This window comes from Sphingomonas sp. OK281 (assembly GCF_900115295.1).
GTDB lineage: Bacteria > Pseudomonadota > Alphaproteobacteria > Sphingomonadales > Sphingomonadaceae > Sphingomonas.
This window is the reverse complement of record NZ_FOVZ01000001.1, coordinates 1,304,176-1,320,120: the sequence shown is the minus strand read 5'-3', so window position 1 is coordinate 1,320,120 and position 15,945 is coordinate 1,304,176. Positions and strand designations below refer to the sequence as shown.

General features: G+C 64.3%; 13 protein-coding genes. 5 read left to right on the top strand and 8 right to left on the bottom strand.

Annotated features, from left to right (window positions below; all coding sequences use genetic code 11):
* The first annotated feature begins 79 nt into the window (after positions 1-79).
* On the top strand, positions 80-352 hold the full coding sequence (locus BM244_RS05795) for a hypothetical protein (protein ID WP_093397932.1): 273 nt from the start codon (positions 80-82) through the stop codon (positions 350-352).
* A gap of 86 nt (positions 353-438) precedes the next feature.
* Entirely contained in the window at positions 439-2,373 is a 1,935-nt protein-coding gene (locus tag BM244_RS05790) for a glycoside hydrolase family 3 protein (RefSeq protein ID WP_093397931.1), read from the top strand.
* 33 nt (positions 2,374-2,406) lie between these two features.
* Here the strand turns inward: BM244_RS05790 and BM244_RS05785 are convergent, their stop codons facing one another.
* The 7 genes from BM244_RS05785 to rhmD form a co-directional block, all read right to left on the bottom strand.
* Complete coding sequence (locus BM244_RS05785; RefSeq protein WP_217649086.1) at positions 2,407-3,726, bottom strand: glycoside hydrolase family 1 protein; 1,320 nt, start codon at positions 3,724-3,726, stop codon at positions 2,407-2,409.
* Positions 3,723-7,148 (bottom strand): glycosyl hydrolase, encoded by a 3,426-nt coding sequence (locus tag BM244_RS05780; protein WP_093397930.1) that lies wholly within the window; start codon positions 7,146-7,148, stop codon positions 3,723-3,725. The genes BM244_RS05785 and BM244_RS05780 overlap by 4 nt, the downstream gene beginning before the upstream one ends.
* An 11-nt stretch (positions 7,149-7,159) precedes the next feature.
* A complete protein-coding gene (gene rhaT, locus BM244_RS05775; RefSeq protein ID WP_093397929.1) occupies positions 7,160-8,248 on the bottom strand; it encodes an L-rhamnose/proton symporter RhaT in 1,089 nt (362 codons plus the stop codon).
* Positions 8,241-9,158: an amidohydrolase family protein gene (locus BM244_RS05770; RefSeq protein WP_093397928.1), complete on the bottom strand. Its 918-nt coding sequence runs from the start codon at positions 9,156-9,158 to the stop codon at positions 8,241-8,243. Before BM244_RS05770 ends, rhaT begins: the two co-directional genes overlap by 8 nt.
* An 84-nt stretch (positions 9,159-9,242) precedes the next feature.
* Positions 9,243-9,992: an SDR family NAD(P)-dependent oxidoreductase gene (locus BM244_RS05765; RefSeq protein ID WP_093397927.1), complete on the bottom strand. Its 750-nt coding sequence runs from the start codon at positions 9,990-9,992 to the stop codon at positions 9,243-9,245.
* Complete coding sequence (locus tag BM244_RS05760) at positions 9,989-10,846, bottom strand: 2,4-didehydro-3-deoxy-L-rhamnonate hydrolase (protein ID WP_093397926.1); 858 nt, start codon at positions 10,844-10,846, stop codon at positions 9,989-9,991. The genes BM244_RS05765 and BM244_RS05760 overlap by 4 nt, the downstream gene beginning before the upstream one ends.
* 10 nt (positions 10,847-10,856) lie before the next feature.
* On the bottom strand, positions 10,857-12,041 hold the full coding sequence (gene rhmD, locus BM244_RS05755) for an L-rhamnonate dehydratase (protein WP_093397925.1): 1,185 nt from the start codon (positions 12,039-12,041) through the stop codon (positions 10,857-10,859).
* A gap of 91 nt (positions 12,042-12,132) precedes the next feature.
* On the opposite strand from rhmD, the gene BM244_RS05750 reads away from it, so the two are divergent.
* The 3 genes from BM244_RS05750 (at position 12,133) to lldD (ending at position 14,939) form a co-directional block, all read left to right on the top strand.
* Positions 12,133-12,936, top strand: a complete 804-nt coding sequence (locus BM244_RS05750) for an IclR family transcriptional regulator (RefSeq protein ID WP_254784282.1) — start codon at positions 12,133-12,135, stop codon at positions 12,934-12,936.
* A 10-nt stretch (positions 12,937-12,946) separates the two neighbouring features.
* Complete coding sequence (locus BM244_RS05745; RefSeq protein WP_093397923.1) at positions 12,947-13,708, top strand: L-rhamnose 1-dehydrogenase Lra1; 762 nt, start codon at positions 12,947-12,949, stop codon at positions 13,706-13,708.
* A 76-nt stretch (positions 13,709-13,784) separates the two neighbouring features.
* Complete coding sequence (gene lldD, locus BM244_RS05740) at positions 13,785-14,939, top strand: FMN-dependent L-lactate dehydrogenase LldD (RefSeq protein ID WP_093397922.1); 1,155 nt, start codon at positions 13,785-13,787, stop codon at positions 14,937-14,939.
* Positions 14,940-15,048: 109 nt separating this feature from the next.
* Here the strand turns inward: lldD and BM244_RS05735 are convergent, their stop codons facing one another.
* A complete protein-coding gene (locus tag BM244_RS05735) occupies positions 15,049-15,942 on the bottom strand; it encodes an NAD(+)/NADH kinase (RefSeq protein ID WP_093397921.1) in 894 nt (297 codons plus the stop codon).
* Between the last annotated feature and the right edge of the window lie 3 nt (positions 15,943-15,945).

Genomic DNA, 15,945 nt, shown 5'->3' with positions numbered 1-15,945 from the left:
CTTGGGTGGCGACGGTGTCGCCACCCTTTTTTGCGTCGGCGCGGATTGCGCTACACATTTTGCCTCTCCGGAGACCCGTATGATCCGCTTTGCCAAACCGTTGCTTATCGGAACGGCGGGCCTGGGGCTGGTACTCGGAGGCACAGCGCCGGCGATCGCTCAAACCAACACGACGTATCGTGACGGGGCTGTCGCATCGGATGCCGACGCCCGCGCGAATGCCATCGTGCAGCAGATGACGCTCGGTGAGAAAATCGCGATGGTGCACGGCACTTTCGGCTCTACGATCCTGAAGACGAGCCCGACCGAGAAGCGCAACGGCGCCGGACATGCCGATATCGGTCGGGCATAGCGTCTCTGACATCGCGCTGACCGGCACCGCCGGCGTCAAGGATCGGCGCTGGACTCAATAGCTCATTTTTTCGTTCGAGGTTCGATATGCCCTTCATCTGCTCGACACGGCCGTTGCTCATCCTGTGCGGCGCGTCTGCGCTGGCGATCGCGGCGGGTGTTGCTGCCCGAACTGCCCCGAGCGAGTATCGTGACCTCAACCACAACGGCCGGCTCGACCCCTATGAGGACACCAAGCTACCGGCCGAGCGGCGGGTCGAGGATCTGCTTGCGCGTATGACGCTGGCCGAGAAGGCAGGCACGATGATGCACGGCACCGCACCTGGTATCGGGGACGCGGTCGGGCATTCGAACGGTGGCTACGACCTGGCGAAAGCACGAGCGATCATCGTCGACAACGGCGTCACCAGCCTGATCACGCGTCTGTCGATGGCACCTGCCGACCTCGCCGACCAGAACAACAGGTTGCAGAGGCTCGCCGAGCAGTCGCGGCTCGGCATACCGCTCACCATAAGCACCGATCCACGCAACCATTTCCAGGCCGTATTGGGCGCCAGCACCCGCGGGGGCGGGTTTACGCTCTGGCCCGAGACGCTCGGCCTTGCCGCGCTCGGCGATCCCGGCGTGGTGCGGCAGTTCGGCGACGTCGCGCGGCGTGAATATCGCGCGGTCGGCATACACATGGCTCTGTCGCCGCAGGCCGACCTCGCCAGTGAACCGCGCTGGCCGCGCGGCACAGCGACCTTCGGGTCCGATCCGGTCAAGGTCTCCGCGCTCGTGGGCGCCTATATTCAAGGCTTCCAACACGGCAGTGCGGGTGTCGCGAGGGACGGTGTCGCGACGGTGGTGAAGCACTGGGTCGGCTATGGTGCGGAGCCGCAGGGTTTCGACGCGCATAATTACTATGGCCGCATCGTCCGGCACGATGACGCCAGTTTCGCCCGCCACGTCGCGGCGTTCGACGGCGCGTTCGCCGCGCACGTCGCGGGCGTCATGCCGACCTATCCGATCATCGCCGGGGTCACCCTGAACGGCCGGCCGCTGGAACAGGTCGGAGCAGGTTTCAACCGACAACTGCTCACGGGACTGCTGCGCGGCAACAAGAGATTCAACGGGCTGATCCTGTCGGACTGGGGGATCACCAACGACTGCCCAACCGCATGTTCGGCACCGACGCGCGAGCGACCGCAGACGCCTGCCGCGATTGCAATGCCATGGGGTGTCGAGGCGATGACCAAGGTTGATCGCTTCGCCAAGGCAGTGGACGCTGGAATGGATCAGTTCGGTGGGGTCGATGATCCCGCGCCACTCATTGCCGCGGTGGCCGCTGGCAAGGTGACGCCAGCACGTCTCGACGCGTCCGTCCGGCGAATACTGATGCTGAAATTCGAACAAGGGCTTTTCGACAATCCCTATGTTGACGCGTCAGCGGCAGCGACCACGGTCGGCAATGCCACCGATCTCGCCACGGCCGAAGCGGCTCAAAGAGCGGCACAGGTATTGCTGCAGAACAGGAATGCGCTCATCCCGGTTCGATCGGGGCGCAGGGTCTGGTTGTACGGCGTGGATGCGGCGACCGCACGGGCAGCCGGGCTCGTCGTCGTCGATGATCCGGCGAAGGCCGAGCTCGCGCTGGTCCGAGTGGGCACGCCGTCCGAGAAGCTCCATCCCCATGCCTTCTTCGGAAGCCGGCAGAACGAGGGCAGGCTCGATTTCCATGCTGATGATCCCGGCTATGTCGCCATCTTGAGGGCGACAGCAGTGGTCCCTACGATCGTTGCGGTAGACATGGACCGTCCTGCGATCCTGACCAACATCCGCGACCGCGCTGCGGCTATGCTGACGGTGTTCGGCGCCAGCGATGCAGCGGTGTTGGACGTCGTCACCGGCAAAGCGAGGGCGCGGGGCAGGCTGCCGTTCGAACTGCCGTCCTCGATGGCGTCGGTGGCGCAGCAGAACCCTGCGCGATCCGACGATTCCGCCTCTCCGCTGTTCAAAGCGGGAGCCGGCATCGTCGAGTGAGCGCGGCGCGTATGCCTCGTTTAAGGAAGCGCGTCAGGCGGGCAGGGCGTTGGCTCGCGCGATTGCTGAAAACACGGCAGCGCTCGGTTTCACCGTCCGCACCTGGCTGACGCGATCGACGGCAATCAGTCCGAACTTGGGACCGTAGCCGAAAAGCCATTCGAAATTGTCCATCGCCGACCAGTGCCAATATCCCCGCACGTCGATGCCCGCGGCGACGCACTCTTGCAGGCCAGACAGCGCCTCGGCGATGTAGCGGGCTCGCAATGCATCGTCCTGTGTGCCGATGCCGTTTTCGGTGACGAGTATCGGCGTCCGTGCGACGCTTGCGGCGTAGCGCACCGCCCCAGCCAGCCCGGCTGGATAGTATTCCTGGTCGAGTTGGGTGCGCACAGTTCCCGCAGGCGGCGGGATTGAGCCCTTCGTATCGAAGCGCTCGCGGGTATAGTTCTGCACTCCCACGAAATCGTCACCTCGCGCGAGTTCCAGCCATACGTCATAGCGTTTCGATCGCTCGGCAATGCCCGCTCCCGGTGCGCCAGGCGCGTCCTGGATATCGGACATGGCGAGTGTCAGGCCGACGGGCAGGTTTGGCCGGATCGCCTTTATCGCTCGGCGTGCGGCCACGTGGCACGCACGCACGATCGGCTTCGACCGTGCGCTGTCATCGAAAAGATAGGAGCGGTAGGCTGGGGAACCGCTCGCCTGCTTCGCTGCGTCCAGCATCGGCGCCAGCGCCGTTGCCGGGATGAAGTCCGAGAAGCTGAGATTGGCTTCGTTGAACGTACAGAGCGTGTCGATCAGGTCCCCGCAGTGTCGTACCACCGCCTCGGCATAGGCGGTGAACGCGCCCACGGTCGCCGGGTCCTCGAACCCACCGCGCGCGGCCAGCCACGCAGGCGAGGTGAAGTGATGCAACGTGACCACCGTGTGCAGGCCGTGGCTGCGGCAAACCCGTAGCATGTCGCGATAGTGATCGAGTTGGCGGATGTCGTAGTGCCCGGCGGTCGGCTCGATGCGCGCCCATTCGATCGAGAAGCGATAGCTGCCCAAACCCAATTTCGCGATCGTCGCGATGTCCTGTGGGTAGCGATGATAATGATCGCACGCGGCCCCGGATGGCTCCTTGATGATCGTGCCGGCGACGGTCTCGAGCAGCCACCAGTCGCTGTTCGTGTTGTTCCCCTCGACCTGATGCGCGGCGGTCGCCGTGCCCCAGATGAAGCCCCTGGGGAACGATCGGCGTGGCGCATCGGCGATCGCAGCGTTGATCGGCGCCGTGATCGAGGCGGTCACGGCCATTGCGGAGCCGCCCGCGATCACATTGCGCCGGGTCCACTTGGAGGCGGTCATCGCGCTGCTTCATCCCGGACCGCGATGATACGGACTGGATCGAGCAGTCCGGACGGGGTCAGTGCAGTCGAGGCGGACAACCCCTTGCCGAGCATGGCGAAACCGCCGCCCGATGCGGCATTGGTCCAGGCATGCTGGGTCGCGCCTGGCTGCAGATCGCCGACGAAACGGTTCTGCCAGGTGTTTGCGACCTTGATCTCCAGCCTGTTCTGACCTCGTCGCAGCTGGTCGGTCACATCGAGGCGATAGGGCGGCGCCCACGCTGTTCCCGAAAGGATGCCGTTGATCCGGACCTCCGCGACATCGCCGATATGGCCCAGGTCGAGATACAGGCGCTCGCCCTTGGCGAACCATCCGCCTGAAGCGGTGAAGGATTGGCTATAGGTAGCGACGCCCGAAAAGTAGCGGATTTCCGGATTGGCGTTGGCGGTCCATGATCCAACGCCGGTGGTGATCGGGGCGCCTGTCGGGAATTGCACGCTCCAGTCCCTCGCCAACGTACCGACGGTGCGCATTTGCGGGGGAGGCAAGGTCAGGCCCACGGCGTCGGCCGGCGTGCGGAACAGGACGAATACCGACTCATACGCACCGAGCGTCAGCGGGATTCGCGTCCGTTCGCCCTCGACGGCATAGCTGACGCGTTCCGACTTGCCCGTATCTGCGTGCCATAGCTCGGGCGCATGGCCGGCCGTGCGGAACCACGTCGGTACGGTGGCAGCCCTGTCACTCTGGTTTGTCACGAAATAGAGTTCGCCATCGCCAAGACGACGATGCGCAAAGCGCAGGTCCATCGTCGGATCGGCCGCCGCATAGTCGAAGTCGCGTGCGACCCGTTCCGCGGCAAGCACAGCCGGCACATCGCGTCGCCAATAGACACGCCCCTTGCCGTATGCATTGACGGTCAGCGATCCGCCATCGGTCTGGCCCCAGAGATCGTCGGCGATCGTGCGAATGGCATCGTCGCTGGAGCCGAGGCTCGGCGAGCCCGTCGGCTTGGGGCCGACCAGCACCGCACCCGCCGCGACCATATCGCGCAGCTTCGTGATCATCGGCAGCGTCATCCGATCGAGTGCCTCGGGAAGCACGAGCAGGCGGTAGCGTGCACCGCCGGGAAACGCGACCTGGCCCTGATCCACCGTTGCCAGCCGCAGCAAGGCATCGGCGTTCACATAGTCGAACCCGTGCCCCGGCAGATCGAGCGCGCCGCTCGCGTCGCGATACGGCACCCCCGATGGCGCGCCTTCGCCGTAGAAGTAGAGCACGTCGGCCACCGGCGTTCCTTGTTGCAGCATGTACGAGCTGCGCGAGAGGTAATCGATCCAGGGCTTGGCCAATTCCCCCCAGGTTTCATGACGCGTGAAGACCTGACCGAACGGCCCCAGGGTCAAGCCAGGCTTGTGAATGTCGTCGGGCTGATGCGGCGATGTGTGCAGGACCAGGCGGTTCACACCCATCGCCATGTATTTGTCGACCACCCACTTCAACGACCACGGTGTCGACGTCCATTGCGGCAGCGACGAGGTCAGCGCTTCCGCAGCGACCAACGGCTTGCCATAGACATGGGCCGTCGATCGGGTCTCGATGATGTCGGCTGGGAACTCGTCGCCAACGACGCCCTGGAATGCCGCGGGTTTACCCCCGAATGGCATGGCCCAGAACTCGCCCATCGGAATGTCGGTCTGGCTCTTCGCGAGCATACCGTCGGCTACCGTCGGCCAGGCGGCCCCCGTCGCTTCGCCGTAATACCCCAGCTTGTGCTCCTTGGCGAAGCGCGTGATCGTTCCATAGTGGTTCTCGGCGACAAGATCCGCCAGCGTGCGACGGAAATCCCATAGGAAGGCATCGCTGCGTTCCGCGCTGTCGACGACATGACCGGCCAGCACCGGTAGCATCCGAGTCAGAGCATAGCCGCGACGACGCATGAACTCGTCCGGCATCGGCTCGGTCCAGTTCTCCTGACCGGCTTCCCAACTGTCGGTCAGCAGATACCGGAGGCCACGGTCGCCGACGAGTGGTCCCAAGGTCTTGATGACGGGCGCCATGTACGCGTCGAGGTGGGCTCGGACATGAGTGGCGTTCAGCTTGTCGACTTCCAGCCCGGTGCCCTCTGGCGTGGCAGGATGGTTGACCTCGCCAGTCAGCGACCAGCCGGCCCTCAATATCGTCCAGTTACCGGCGGGTGCCGTCCAGTCGAGTGTGCCGTCTGGGCGCAGTCGGTCGGTCAAATCGAGGATGTCGGCCGATCGGATCGCTGCCGATGACGCGACGTCGGGCGTCCGCACTGCATCGGCATCCGCGATCACACCGAAACCAGCCCGATCCTCGAAGAGATCGACACGTGCGCCTGGCACGAGCGCGAGTTCGGCAAGCGTGATGCCGGGAGCCTGCGGCCAGGGATTGCGCGACACTTCGGCACGGTCGAATACGACGCGGAAATGCCGGGCGGTCGTCGCAGGGAACGCGAAGGTACGCTGCGGCGCGGGGTTGTGCGCCTGCCCGACCAAGGTGCGGATCGAACGCCATGTCGTGCCGTCGTCGCTCGCCTCGACCCGACCTTGCGGCCCATCTGCAAAGCGTCCACCGACCGAGCCGACATAGGTGAGCGCGCGGATCGTCGCCGGCACCGCAAAGTCATAGCGCACCCAGGTCGGCGCGCCGGGCGTGGGCGAGGGAAGGGTGATGCCGTGCTCGGTATCACCATCGACCAGCTTCGAGGTTTCGATCGCAGAAGCATTCGTGGTTATGCTGGGCGCAAGCGAGCCAAGCGACACGTCGCCCCCTGGCGTGCGGAAGGCGAGGACCGCGACGTCACGCGCCAGTACCGGCCCGCCCGTCTGCGGCTTGCCCGTGAAATCATGCTTTGCCATCGCCTGGAACGGTCCGGCATTGGCGGGAAGCGGGACAAGCTTGCCGGGGCGCCGGCCGCCGGCAATCCGCGTCTCGCTCCAAACGAACTTCTTCATGCCCCATTCGGGTTTGACCCAGGGACCACCGGTCTCGCTCCACCCCGGCGCGGCAGCCATCGCGAACTCCAGGCCCAGTCGGTCGGCCTCCGACGCTGCGAACTGCAGATTGCCGAACCATTGTGGGCTCAGCACCGTCACACGCTCGGGCACGATCTTGGGCGCGCCCATGTCTCCGTCGAACATCATGGCCCCGGCGACGCCGATGCGCTTCATCCATTCGAGATCCTTCGTGATCCCGTCGCGCGACACGTTGCCGCTCAGCCAATGCCACCAGACACGAGGGCGCGCCGACTCCGGAGGGGCAAGAAAGCCCTGCCGCAGCGTGTCGCCCGCAGAAGCAGGTGAAGCGGGCAGGGCGACGGGCGTGGGCGACGCCACGTCCTGCGCGCTCGCCGTGCCGGTCAATATCGTCCCTGCGAGCAGCAGGAACACGGGAAGAGAGGAGCGCAGGCGCATGGTTCGTTCCTTCAGGACGCGAGGCTGTTGCCGTAGCCGATGATGACGGTGGCGAGGACGAGCAGGGCGACGCCCGCCCAGACGGTGGCACGAATTCGAGTGGCCGCGTCGCGCCACTCACGCAGGGCAAAGCCCCACAAAGTGCCGAAAATGATGATCGAGGCCATGTGAAGCGTCCATGACGAGAAGCCGAAGCGCCCCATCTGGCTTTCGCCCATCGTGTAGAAGAAGAACTGAAAGTACCAAAGAGTCCCGCCCAGCGCACAGAGCAGGAAGTTGGCTAGCAACGGAGGTCGAGCGCCGTCGATGGTGGCAGTTGCATCGTCCGGCGCTGCACCGAAGCGGCCGACCCATTGGCCCGCCGAACGATTGCGGACGATCAGGATAGTGCACCATACCGCGTTGGTCAGCAGGCCGCCGAACATGACGAGGCACAGCGTGGGCAGGCCCGTCCACAATGGCCCCGTGCCGGCCGCAGCGGACAGCGCCTTTACGGGCTCACCCGCCGCCAGCCCGAAGGCGAAGCAACTCGACATGATGCCCGAGAAGATGGCGACCGCCACGCCCTTGCGGAAGGCGAACTCCGCGATCGTCGCGGCCTTCTGTTCGGCGGGCAGCGACGCATCCTTCCACGCCCCGGCAAGCGCGACGACGATGATGCCCGCAAGCGTCACGAACAGACCGACGAGGATTACGTTTCCGGATACCGTATCGAACAGCTTCGCGCTGAGATCACCTGCGAAGATCGGCGGAATGAGTGTGCCGAAGACCGTCGACAGTCCCAGCACGACCGCCATGCCGAGCGACAGCCCGAGGTAGCGCATCGTGAGGCCGTAGGTCAGTCCGCCGAACCCCCACAGCACGCCGAACGCGACGCACCAGAAGATTGTCATGGGCGGCGTCGCGGCGATGACGCCGAGGAGGTCGTTGGTCATCACGCTTGCGAACAGCCAGGGCGCGAACAACCATGAGAACAGTCCGCCAGTGAGCCAGAAGATCTCCCACGACCAACGGCGCACGCCGCGGTACGGAACGTAGAAGCTCGCGGATGCCAGTCCGCCAAGCCAGTGATAGGCGACGCCGACGAGTGGATTACCCATTGTCGCGATCCTTGAGTTCGAGTCCGAGGCGATAGATGCGATTGGCGTTGCCGCCCCACAGCGCGCGACGTTCGTCCGCCGGAAACGCCGCGAGGATTGCCGCATAGGCGCCCAGGGTCGCGTCGAAACTGCCGAACAACCCGTCGGTCGGAAAGTCGCTGGCCACGCAGGCGCGGTCCGTGCCGAACAGGTCGAGCGCCTCCAGGATCCAGGGACGCGCCTCGTCGGTCGTCCAGGGTCGCTGTACGAACCCGAACCCGGAAATCTTGATCGCGACGTTTGGAAGTTCGGCGAGCTGACGCAAGCCGTTTGCCCAAACTGCGCGTCCGTCCGGATCGCTTATGACGGGCATGCCCAGATGATTGATCACGACTTGCGTGTCGGGCGATCTCGCCAAGGTACGCGCCAGCCCGGCGAACTGTGCGGGATACGCCTGAAGGTCGAACGACAAACCATATTTCGCGAGCAGGGCGAACCCGTGCTGCCACGCCGGGTTGTCGGTCATCTCGCGATCGGTGTAGCTGAGCTGCGGGTTCGCGTGCCAGTTGACGATATGGCGCACGCCGCGGACCCGGCCGTGCGCGCGATGGGTTTCGAGCAGCGGTTCCAACTCGGGATCGTTCAGTGCCGCATAGGCGACGATACCGGCAGGGCCGTCGTCGAGCTGCTCGAGCCAAGTGGTTTCCGCGGCGGCATGTGCGGGGTCGGCTCCTGCCTCGACGTGAACGACGCCAGCGACGTTCCACCGGGCGGCGTCGCGGCGATAATCAGCCGGCAGGTAAGTCTGCGCGATCGCCTCGACCGAGCCGTTCGGGCCGTCGTCCGCAAAGGGCGGTGTCAGCCAGGGGTAACGAAGCCGTGCCAGATCCCAGAAATGGATATGGGCATCGACGAAGGGAATGTTGTGCATGGTGTATCCTCTCCCGGAACGCCCGGTATGCCGGGTCGCGATACGTTTGCTCGGACGGCCGCGCCGTCCTTGGAATGGTACCGTTCAGAAGGTCGTGCGGCCTCCGGACGTATCGAACGTCGATGCGGTCGTGAAACTGCATTCCTCGCTGGCCATGAAGCACACCATCGCAGCGGATTCCTCGATCTCGCCAAGGCGACCCATCGGAATTTTCGACCGCATGTAGTCAACCTGACTTTGCGGAAGCTGGGCAAGGATCGGGCTTTCGAACGTGGCGGGCGTCAGCGCGTTCGCAATCACGCCCTTGCCCGCCAGTTCCTTGCCAAGAGACTTGGTCAGGCCGATCACCGCCGCCTTGGTCGCCGAATAGGCGCTGGCGTTGGGGTTGCCTTCCTTGCCCGCGACCGACGACAGATTGACGATCCGCCCGTAGCCGTTCGTGAGCATCATCGGCACGATCGTCCGGTTGCAGTAGAACAGGCCATTGAGATTGACGCCCACGACCTGAAGCCAGCTGTCGATGGGAAACTCGTGTACCGGAGCGGTCGCGCCCGTGATGCCCGCCGAACAGACGAGAATGTCGACTTTGCCGAGTGCCGCGTGCGTCGCGCGTGCGGCCTCCTCGACCGCAACGAGGTCGGCCACGTCCACGGCCTCGACATGCGTCGCCTGGATTTCGTCGCGTACCGCCGACAGAGCCTCCGCATTCAGGTCCCACAGCGCGACCGTCCCGCCTTCCGCGATGATGCGTGCCGCGACGGCCTTGCCCAGCCCCGAGGCACCGCCCGTGACGATCGCGGTCCGCCCCGCGAACCGACCCGCAAAGACGGTCACGCCGCGGCGCCTGTACGGGGATGCTGCCAGGCGACCACATCCTGCGTCTGCTCGCCGAGCTTGGCGATCGTCAGGTGCATCGTGTCGCCGGGCTTCAGATAGATCGCTTCCGGCTTCTTGCCCTCGCCGACCCCGGGAGGCGTCCCGGTGATGAGCAGGTCGCCGGGTTCGAGCGTTACATACTCGCTGACATAGGCGATCAGTTCGTCGACCGGGAAGATCATCGTCCTGGTGTTGCCCGTCTGCATCCGCACGCCATTGACGTCGAGAGCCATGTCGAGATCCTGCGGACTGCCGACTTCGTCGGGGGTGACCAGCCACGGGCCGACCGGACAGAACGTGTCATGTCCCTTGCCCTTCGACCACTGCGTGCCGCGCTGCTTCTGGTTGAAGCGTTCCGATACGTCGTTCGCAAGGACATAGCCGGCAACATGGTCAAGTGCATCGGCCCGGTCGACATAGCGGCAAGTCTTGCCGATGATCACCCCGAGCTCGACCTCCCAGTCGCCATGCGTTGCCGCCTTGGGCAGCATCACGGCGTCGTTCGGGCCGGTCAGGCTGGACAGCGGCTTCATGAACATCATCGGTTCGGTCGGGATCGGCAGGTTCGATTCAATCGCATGGTCCCGGTAGTTGAGACCGATTGCGACGATCTTGCCGATCCCGGCGATCGGCACGCCGTAGCGAGGCGTGCCTTCGACGAGCGGCAGCGACGCGACGTCGACGGCGCTCAATTGAGCAAGTGCGGCGATCGAGATGTCGGCAACATGCCCCGATAGATCGCGGATCTGGCCGTCATCGTCGACCAGACCCGGCTTCTCGTCGCCCTTGGCGCCGTAACGACAGAATTTCATGGGAAGAACCTCAGTGTGTGTAGGGACGGTTGAGGGGAACGTCGCGGTTGAGCTCGACACCGAACCCAGGCTTGTCGAGCTGGCTGGCCTTGATCCGGCCGTTCACGGGGACGGGCTCGCCGAGCAGCTGCGGCGCGAACATCGGCACCACCTCGGTCGGGCCCGGATGCATCATCAGGAACTCGGCGAACGGCGAATTGTGGCGCGTGATGACGAAGTGGTAGCTGTAGACTGACGAGCCATGCGGCACGACCATCTTGCCCTTGGCATCGGCAAGTGCGCTGATCTTGAGGAGCTCGGTCACGCCGCCGCACCAGCCGACATCGGGCTGAATGATGTCGCAACAGTCCATCTCGAGCAGCATGCGGAAGCCCCAGCGCGTCGCCTCATGTTCGCCGGTGGTAACCAGCATGCCCTTGGGTACGTTGCGCTTCAATTCGGCATAGCCCCAATAGTCGTCTGGGCTGATTGCTTCCTCAATCCATTTCAGGCCGTGCTCGTGGCACGCGATCGCCAGGCGCGTGGCATAATCGACGTCGAGCGCCATCCAGCAATCGTACATCAGCCAGAAGTCGTCGCCGACCTTCGCCCGCATGTCGGCGAGCATCGCGACGTTCTTGTGCAATCCTTCCAGCCCCTCGGCCGGGCCGTGGTGCAGCGGCATCTTGCCGCCGATGAAGCCCAGTTCCTTCGCGACGTCCGGGCGAGCGCCGGTCGCGTAGAACTGCAGCTCGTCGCGGATGGGACCGCCGAGCAGCTGATGCACCGGCTCGCCCCGCAATTTACCTAACAGGTCCCATAGGGCCAGATCGACGCCGGAGATCGCGTTTACGACCAGTCCCTTGCGTCCGTAATACTGCGTCGAGAAGTACATCTGGTCCCAAATCTTCTCGTAGTCGGCAGGATTACGACCTTCCAGAAAGCGCGCGAGATGTTTCTCGACGATGTAGCAGGCGGGCTCCCCGCCGGTCGTGACCGCAAATCCGATCGTGCCGTCGTCAGCTTCGATTTCCACGACCAACGTGCCGAGCACGTTGATCCCGAAGCTGCGTCGTGACTCCCGGTATTCGGGATACCGGCTCATCGGCGTTGCAATATGATCGTCGATCCAGTGCGCACCGGTCTGATCGTGGTAGTCGGCGCCGCCACCGGTCGCAGTGAAGGCTCGCACGTATTTGATCTTTGGTAGCGCCACGGTTCATCCTGCCCTTATTCTGCGTTGTTCCCTATAAGAACCGCAGCACCTATTGCCATATTATGGAATAGTATCCTAGGGAATGAAAATCATGGCGTCAACTGAACCGCTCACGAGTATGGACAAGGAAACCACCGTTGGGGCTGGCAGCCAGACCCTGATGCGCGGTCTCGACGTGATCGAGGCGATTGCACAGGAAGTGCTCGGGCTCCCTGAGCTGGCTGATCGTCTGGCGCTGACCAAGAGCACGACGCATCGCTTGGCGAGTGCGCTGGTGGAGCGCGGCTATCTCGCCTTCACCCCGCGGGCCGGGTATCGGCTTGGCCCGAAGCTGCTCGAACTCGGCGCGTTGGCCCATGTCCAGGCTGACATCATTCAGGTTGCTCGACTTCATTTGGAGGCTCTGTCCGCCTCGACCGAGGATACCGTCCATCTTGGTATCCTCGAGGGCGACCGCGCATTGTATCTCGACAAGATGCCGGGGCGGCGCCGGATAACGATCTCCAGCCGGGTGGGTGATCGACAGCCGCTGACGTCGACCGGACTCGGCAAGGCGTTGATGCTCGATCATCCCCCTAAATACTGGCGAGCGCGTTTCGATGCCGACCAGGCTGAAGGATCGCACCCTGCCGACTGGACGGTTTGGGAGAGCCGGATGCGAAGCTACGTGGAAGCCGGCCGCGCTTTCGATCTCGAAGAGAATGAGGACCAGATCCGCTGCGTTGCGGCGCCGGTTCGCGACGCGAAGGGCGTTATCGTCGGGGCGATCAGCGTCTCGAGTGCCGCGCAGTACATGAGCGACGACCGAATGGGCGAACTGTCGAAAACGGTATCCGATGCAGCCGACGCCGTAAGCCGCGACCTTGGCTGGACCGCCTCGCTACCGAAGAAATAGGGAGAGAGAGATGCTGCTAGTAGGAAAGACCGTACTCGTGACCGGGGCATCGGCTGGGATCGGACGGGCGACCGCGATTGCCGCCGCACGACACGGTGCTGACGTTGCGATCAATTTCCTTGGCAGCGAGGACGAGGCGGCATCGTGCGTGGCGGCGATTACCGCGTTGGGGCGCAAGGCCATCGCGGTGGCGGGCGACGTCGCCGACCCGGCGACCGCGAGCGACTTTGTAACCCGGGCTTCCGAAGCGTTGGGACGGGTCGATGTGTTCGTCAACAATGCCGGCATCTGCCCGTTCCATGCGTTTCTCGACATGCCCGTGGAGACGTTCGAACGAACGATGCGCGTCAATCTACACGGCGCGTATTTCATGGTGCAGGCTGCGGCCAACCAGATGGTGCGTCAGGGGCAGGGGGGTGCGATCGTCGCCGTGTCATCCATCTCCGCGCTCGTCGGAGGTGAGTATCAGACCCATTACACGCCGACCAAGGCTGGCGTGCATTCGCTGATGCAGTCGACGGCAATCGCCCTCGGTCGTCACGGTATTCGGTGTAATTCGGTATTGCCGGGGACGATCCTCACAGACATCAACAAGGATGATCTGGCCGATCCGGAGAAGCGCGCGCGCATGGCGCAGCGGATCCCGCTCGGGAGGCTTGGTGAACCCGACGATATCGCAGGTCCGATCGTGTTCCTTGCGTCCGACCTGGCCCGGTACGTCACCGGCGCGGCGTTGCTGGTGGATGGCGGCGCATTCGTGAACCTGCAATGATCCGGCCGCGTATCATCCGGGGCGTTTTTCGGTCCGCACCGTATTCCTCAACGCATGAATGTCAAAAGGCTCGGTCATGAAGGCAGCTTCCGCGATCGATTATCGCGAACTTGCGCGACGCCGCCTGCCGCACTTTCTGTTCGAGTACATCGACGGCGGGAGCTACGCAGAAGTCACGTTGCGGCGGAACGTCGCTGATCTGGAAGACATTGCGTTGCGACAGCGCGTGCTGACCGACGTCTCGACGCTGGACCTGTCGACGACGCTGTTCGGGCGCAGCCAAAATCTGCCAATCGCATTGGCGCCAATCGGGTTGGCAGGAATGAACGCGCGCCGCGGCGAGGTCCAGGCGGCGCGTGCTGCGCAGACCGCAGGCGTACCATTCTGCCTTTCGACGGTTTCGGCCTGCCCGATAGACGAGGTTGCCGCTGCCACGTCGCAACCCTTCTGGTTCCAGCTTTACATGATCCGCGATCGTGGCTTCATGCGTGATTTGTTGGCTCAGGCGAAAGCAGCCCAATGTTCCGCGCTGGTGTTCACGGTGGACATGCCTGTCCCAGGCTCTCGCTATCGTGACTATCGCTCCGGATTGGCAGGAGCGTCGGGTTTCATGGGCGGCGCCCGACGCGCGGTGCAGTCGCTGCTGCGACCTGCCTGGGCCTATGACGTCGGAATAAGAGGACGGCCACATCAGCTCGGTAACGTCGCGCCCGTTCTTGGCAAGAATACCGGATTGGAAGATTTCTTCGCCTGGATGCGTAATAACTTCGACCCGACGGTTTCCTGGAAGGACCTTGAATTCATTCGGGATATCTGGGACGGCCCGTTGATCATCAAGGGAATATTGGACGTCGAGGACGCACGCGCTGCAGCCGACCTCGGCGCGGACGGGATCGTTGTCTCAAATCACGGCGGGAGGCAGCTCGACGGCGTTCCTTCCACAGCTCGTGCACTGCCACCGATCGCTGACGCGGTGCGCGACCGGTTGACGGTATTGGCCGATGGCGGCGTTAGATCCGGGCTGGACGTTGTTCGGATGCTTGCGCTTGGCGCACACGGCGTGTTGCTCGGGCGAGCGTGGGTTTACGCGTTGGCCGCAGCCGGGGAAGGCGGCGTCGACCACCTGTTGAAGCTTATCGAAGCCGAAATGCGTGTTGCTATGGCGTTGACGAGTTCGACCAGCATCGACCGAATAACGAGACAAACGCTAGTCGGTGATCTTTGCCGGTAGCTTACAAAGCCAAGCTCAGCTGGATCGATGACCTACGAAGATGTGCTTTCGGCGTTCCGGCGGAACAACTCGAGGCGGACCCTATCAACTACCGCTATGTATCCGTCTGTCAGCCGGTAACGAGGTTCAGCGTCTGCGCGGCGGGGCCGAGCGTGACGTTGCGGCCCCAGTCGAAGGCGAGGAAATCCTGTTCGATGCCGTCGGCGAAGATCACGCCGCCATCGTTCATCCGCGACGTTACCGCTAGCGGCGCGGCCGCGAGCTTGCCGGCGCGCAGGCTTGTGCCCGTGGCGATGCTGGGAAATGGCTCGCGCACGAAGAACGCGACCGCGCGCTCCTGCGGATCGAGCGGTAGCGCGTCGTGCGTTGCCTCCATGATCGACCGCGCCCAGCCAGTCGCGCCCGTCCCCGACGCAACGATCAGCCCGCTCGACGAATGGTCCTCGGCACGATCGTCGCAGGCGATGCGATAGCGCGCGGACTGGTGACTGTGATGGCCGACGAACACCTCGTTGAGCGCGAGCAGGCGTTCGCCGCTGTCGAGCCGTGCCTCGACCATCGTCCGCCGCTCGGCTGGCGCCGCGCCCGCGACGCTCGCCGGCAGCAGCCCGGCGAGGCGGGCAAGCGGCACGCGCACCAGCACGCCGTCGTACAGGTCGGGCGCGGGGTTGAGCCCCAGCACCGGCTGGCCGTCGAGATATTTGGCGACGTTGGCGACGAGCCCATCCTGGCCGACGACGACGATCACGTCCTCGGGCCCGAACAGGAACCGGTCGAGGTCGGCGCGCTTGACCTCGGCCTGCCGCCAATCGCCCGGTACCGCCGCACGTCCGGCATGGAGCGTGGCATGCAGCTGGCGGTGGCGATCCTCCAGCACCGCGATGTCCTGCCCGCGCGTTTCCAGAAAGAACTTCGCCTGCCCGCGCGTGGCGTGGCGCGCGAGCAGCAGCTCGTAATCGGTTTCGCGCGTGACGAATACCGCGCGGGGGGCATTGCTCGACATCCG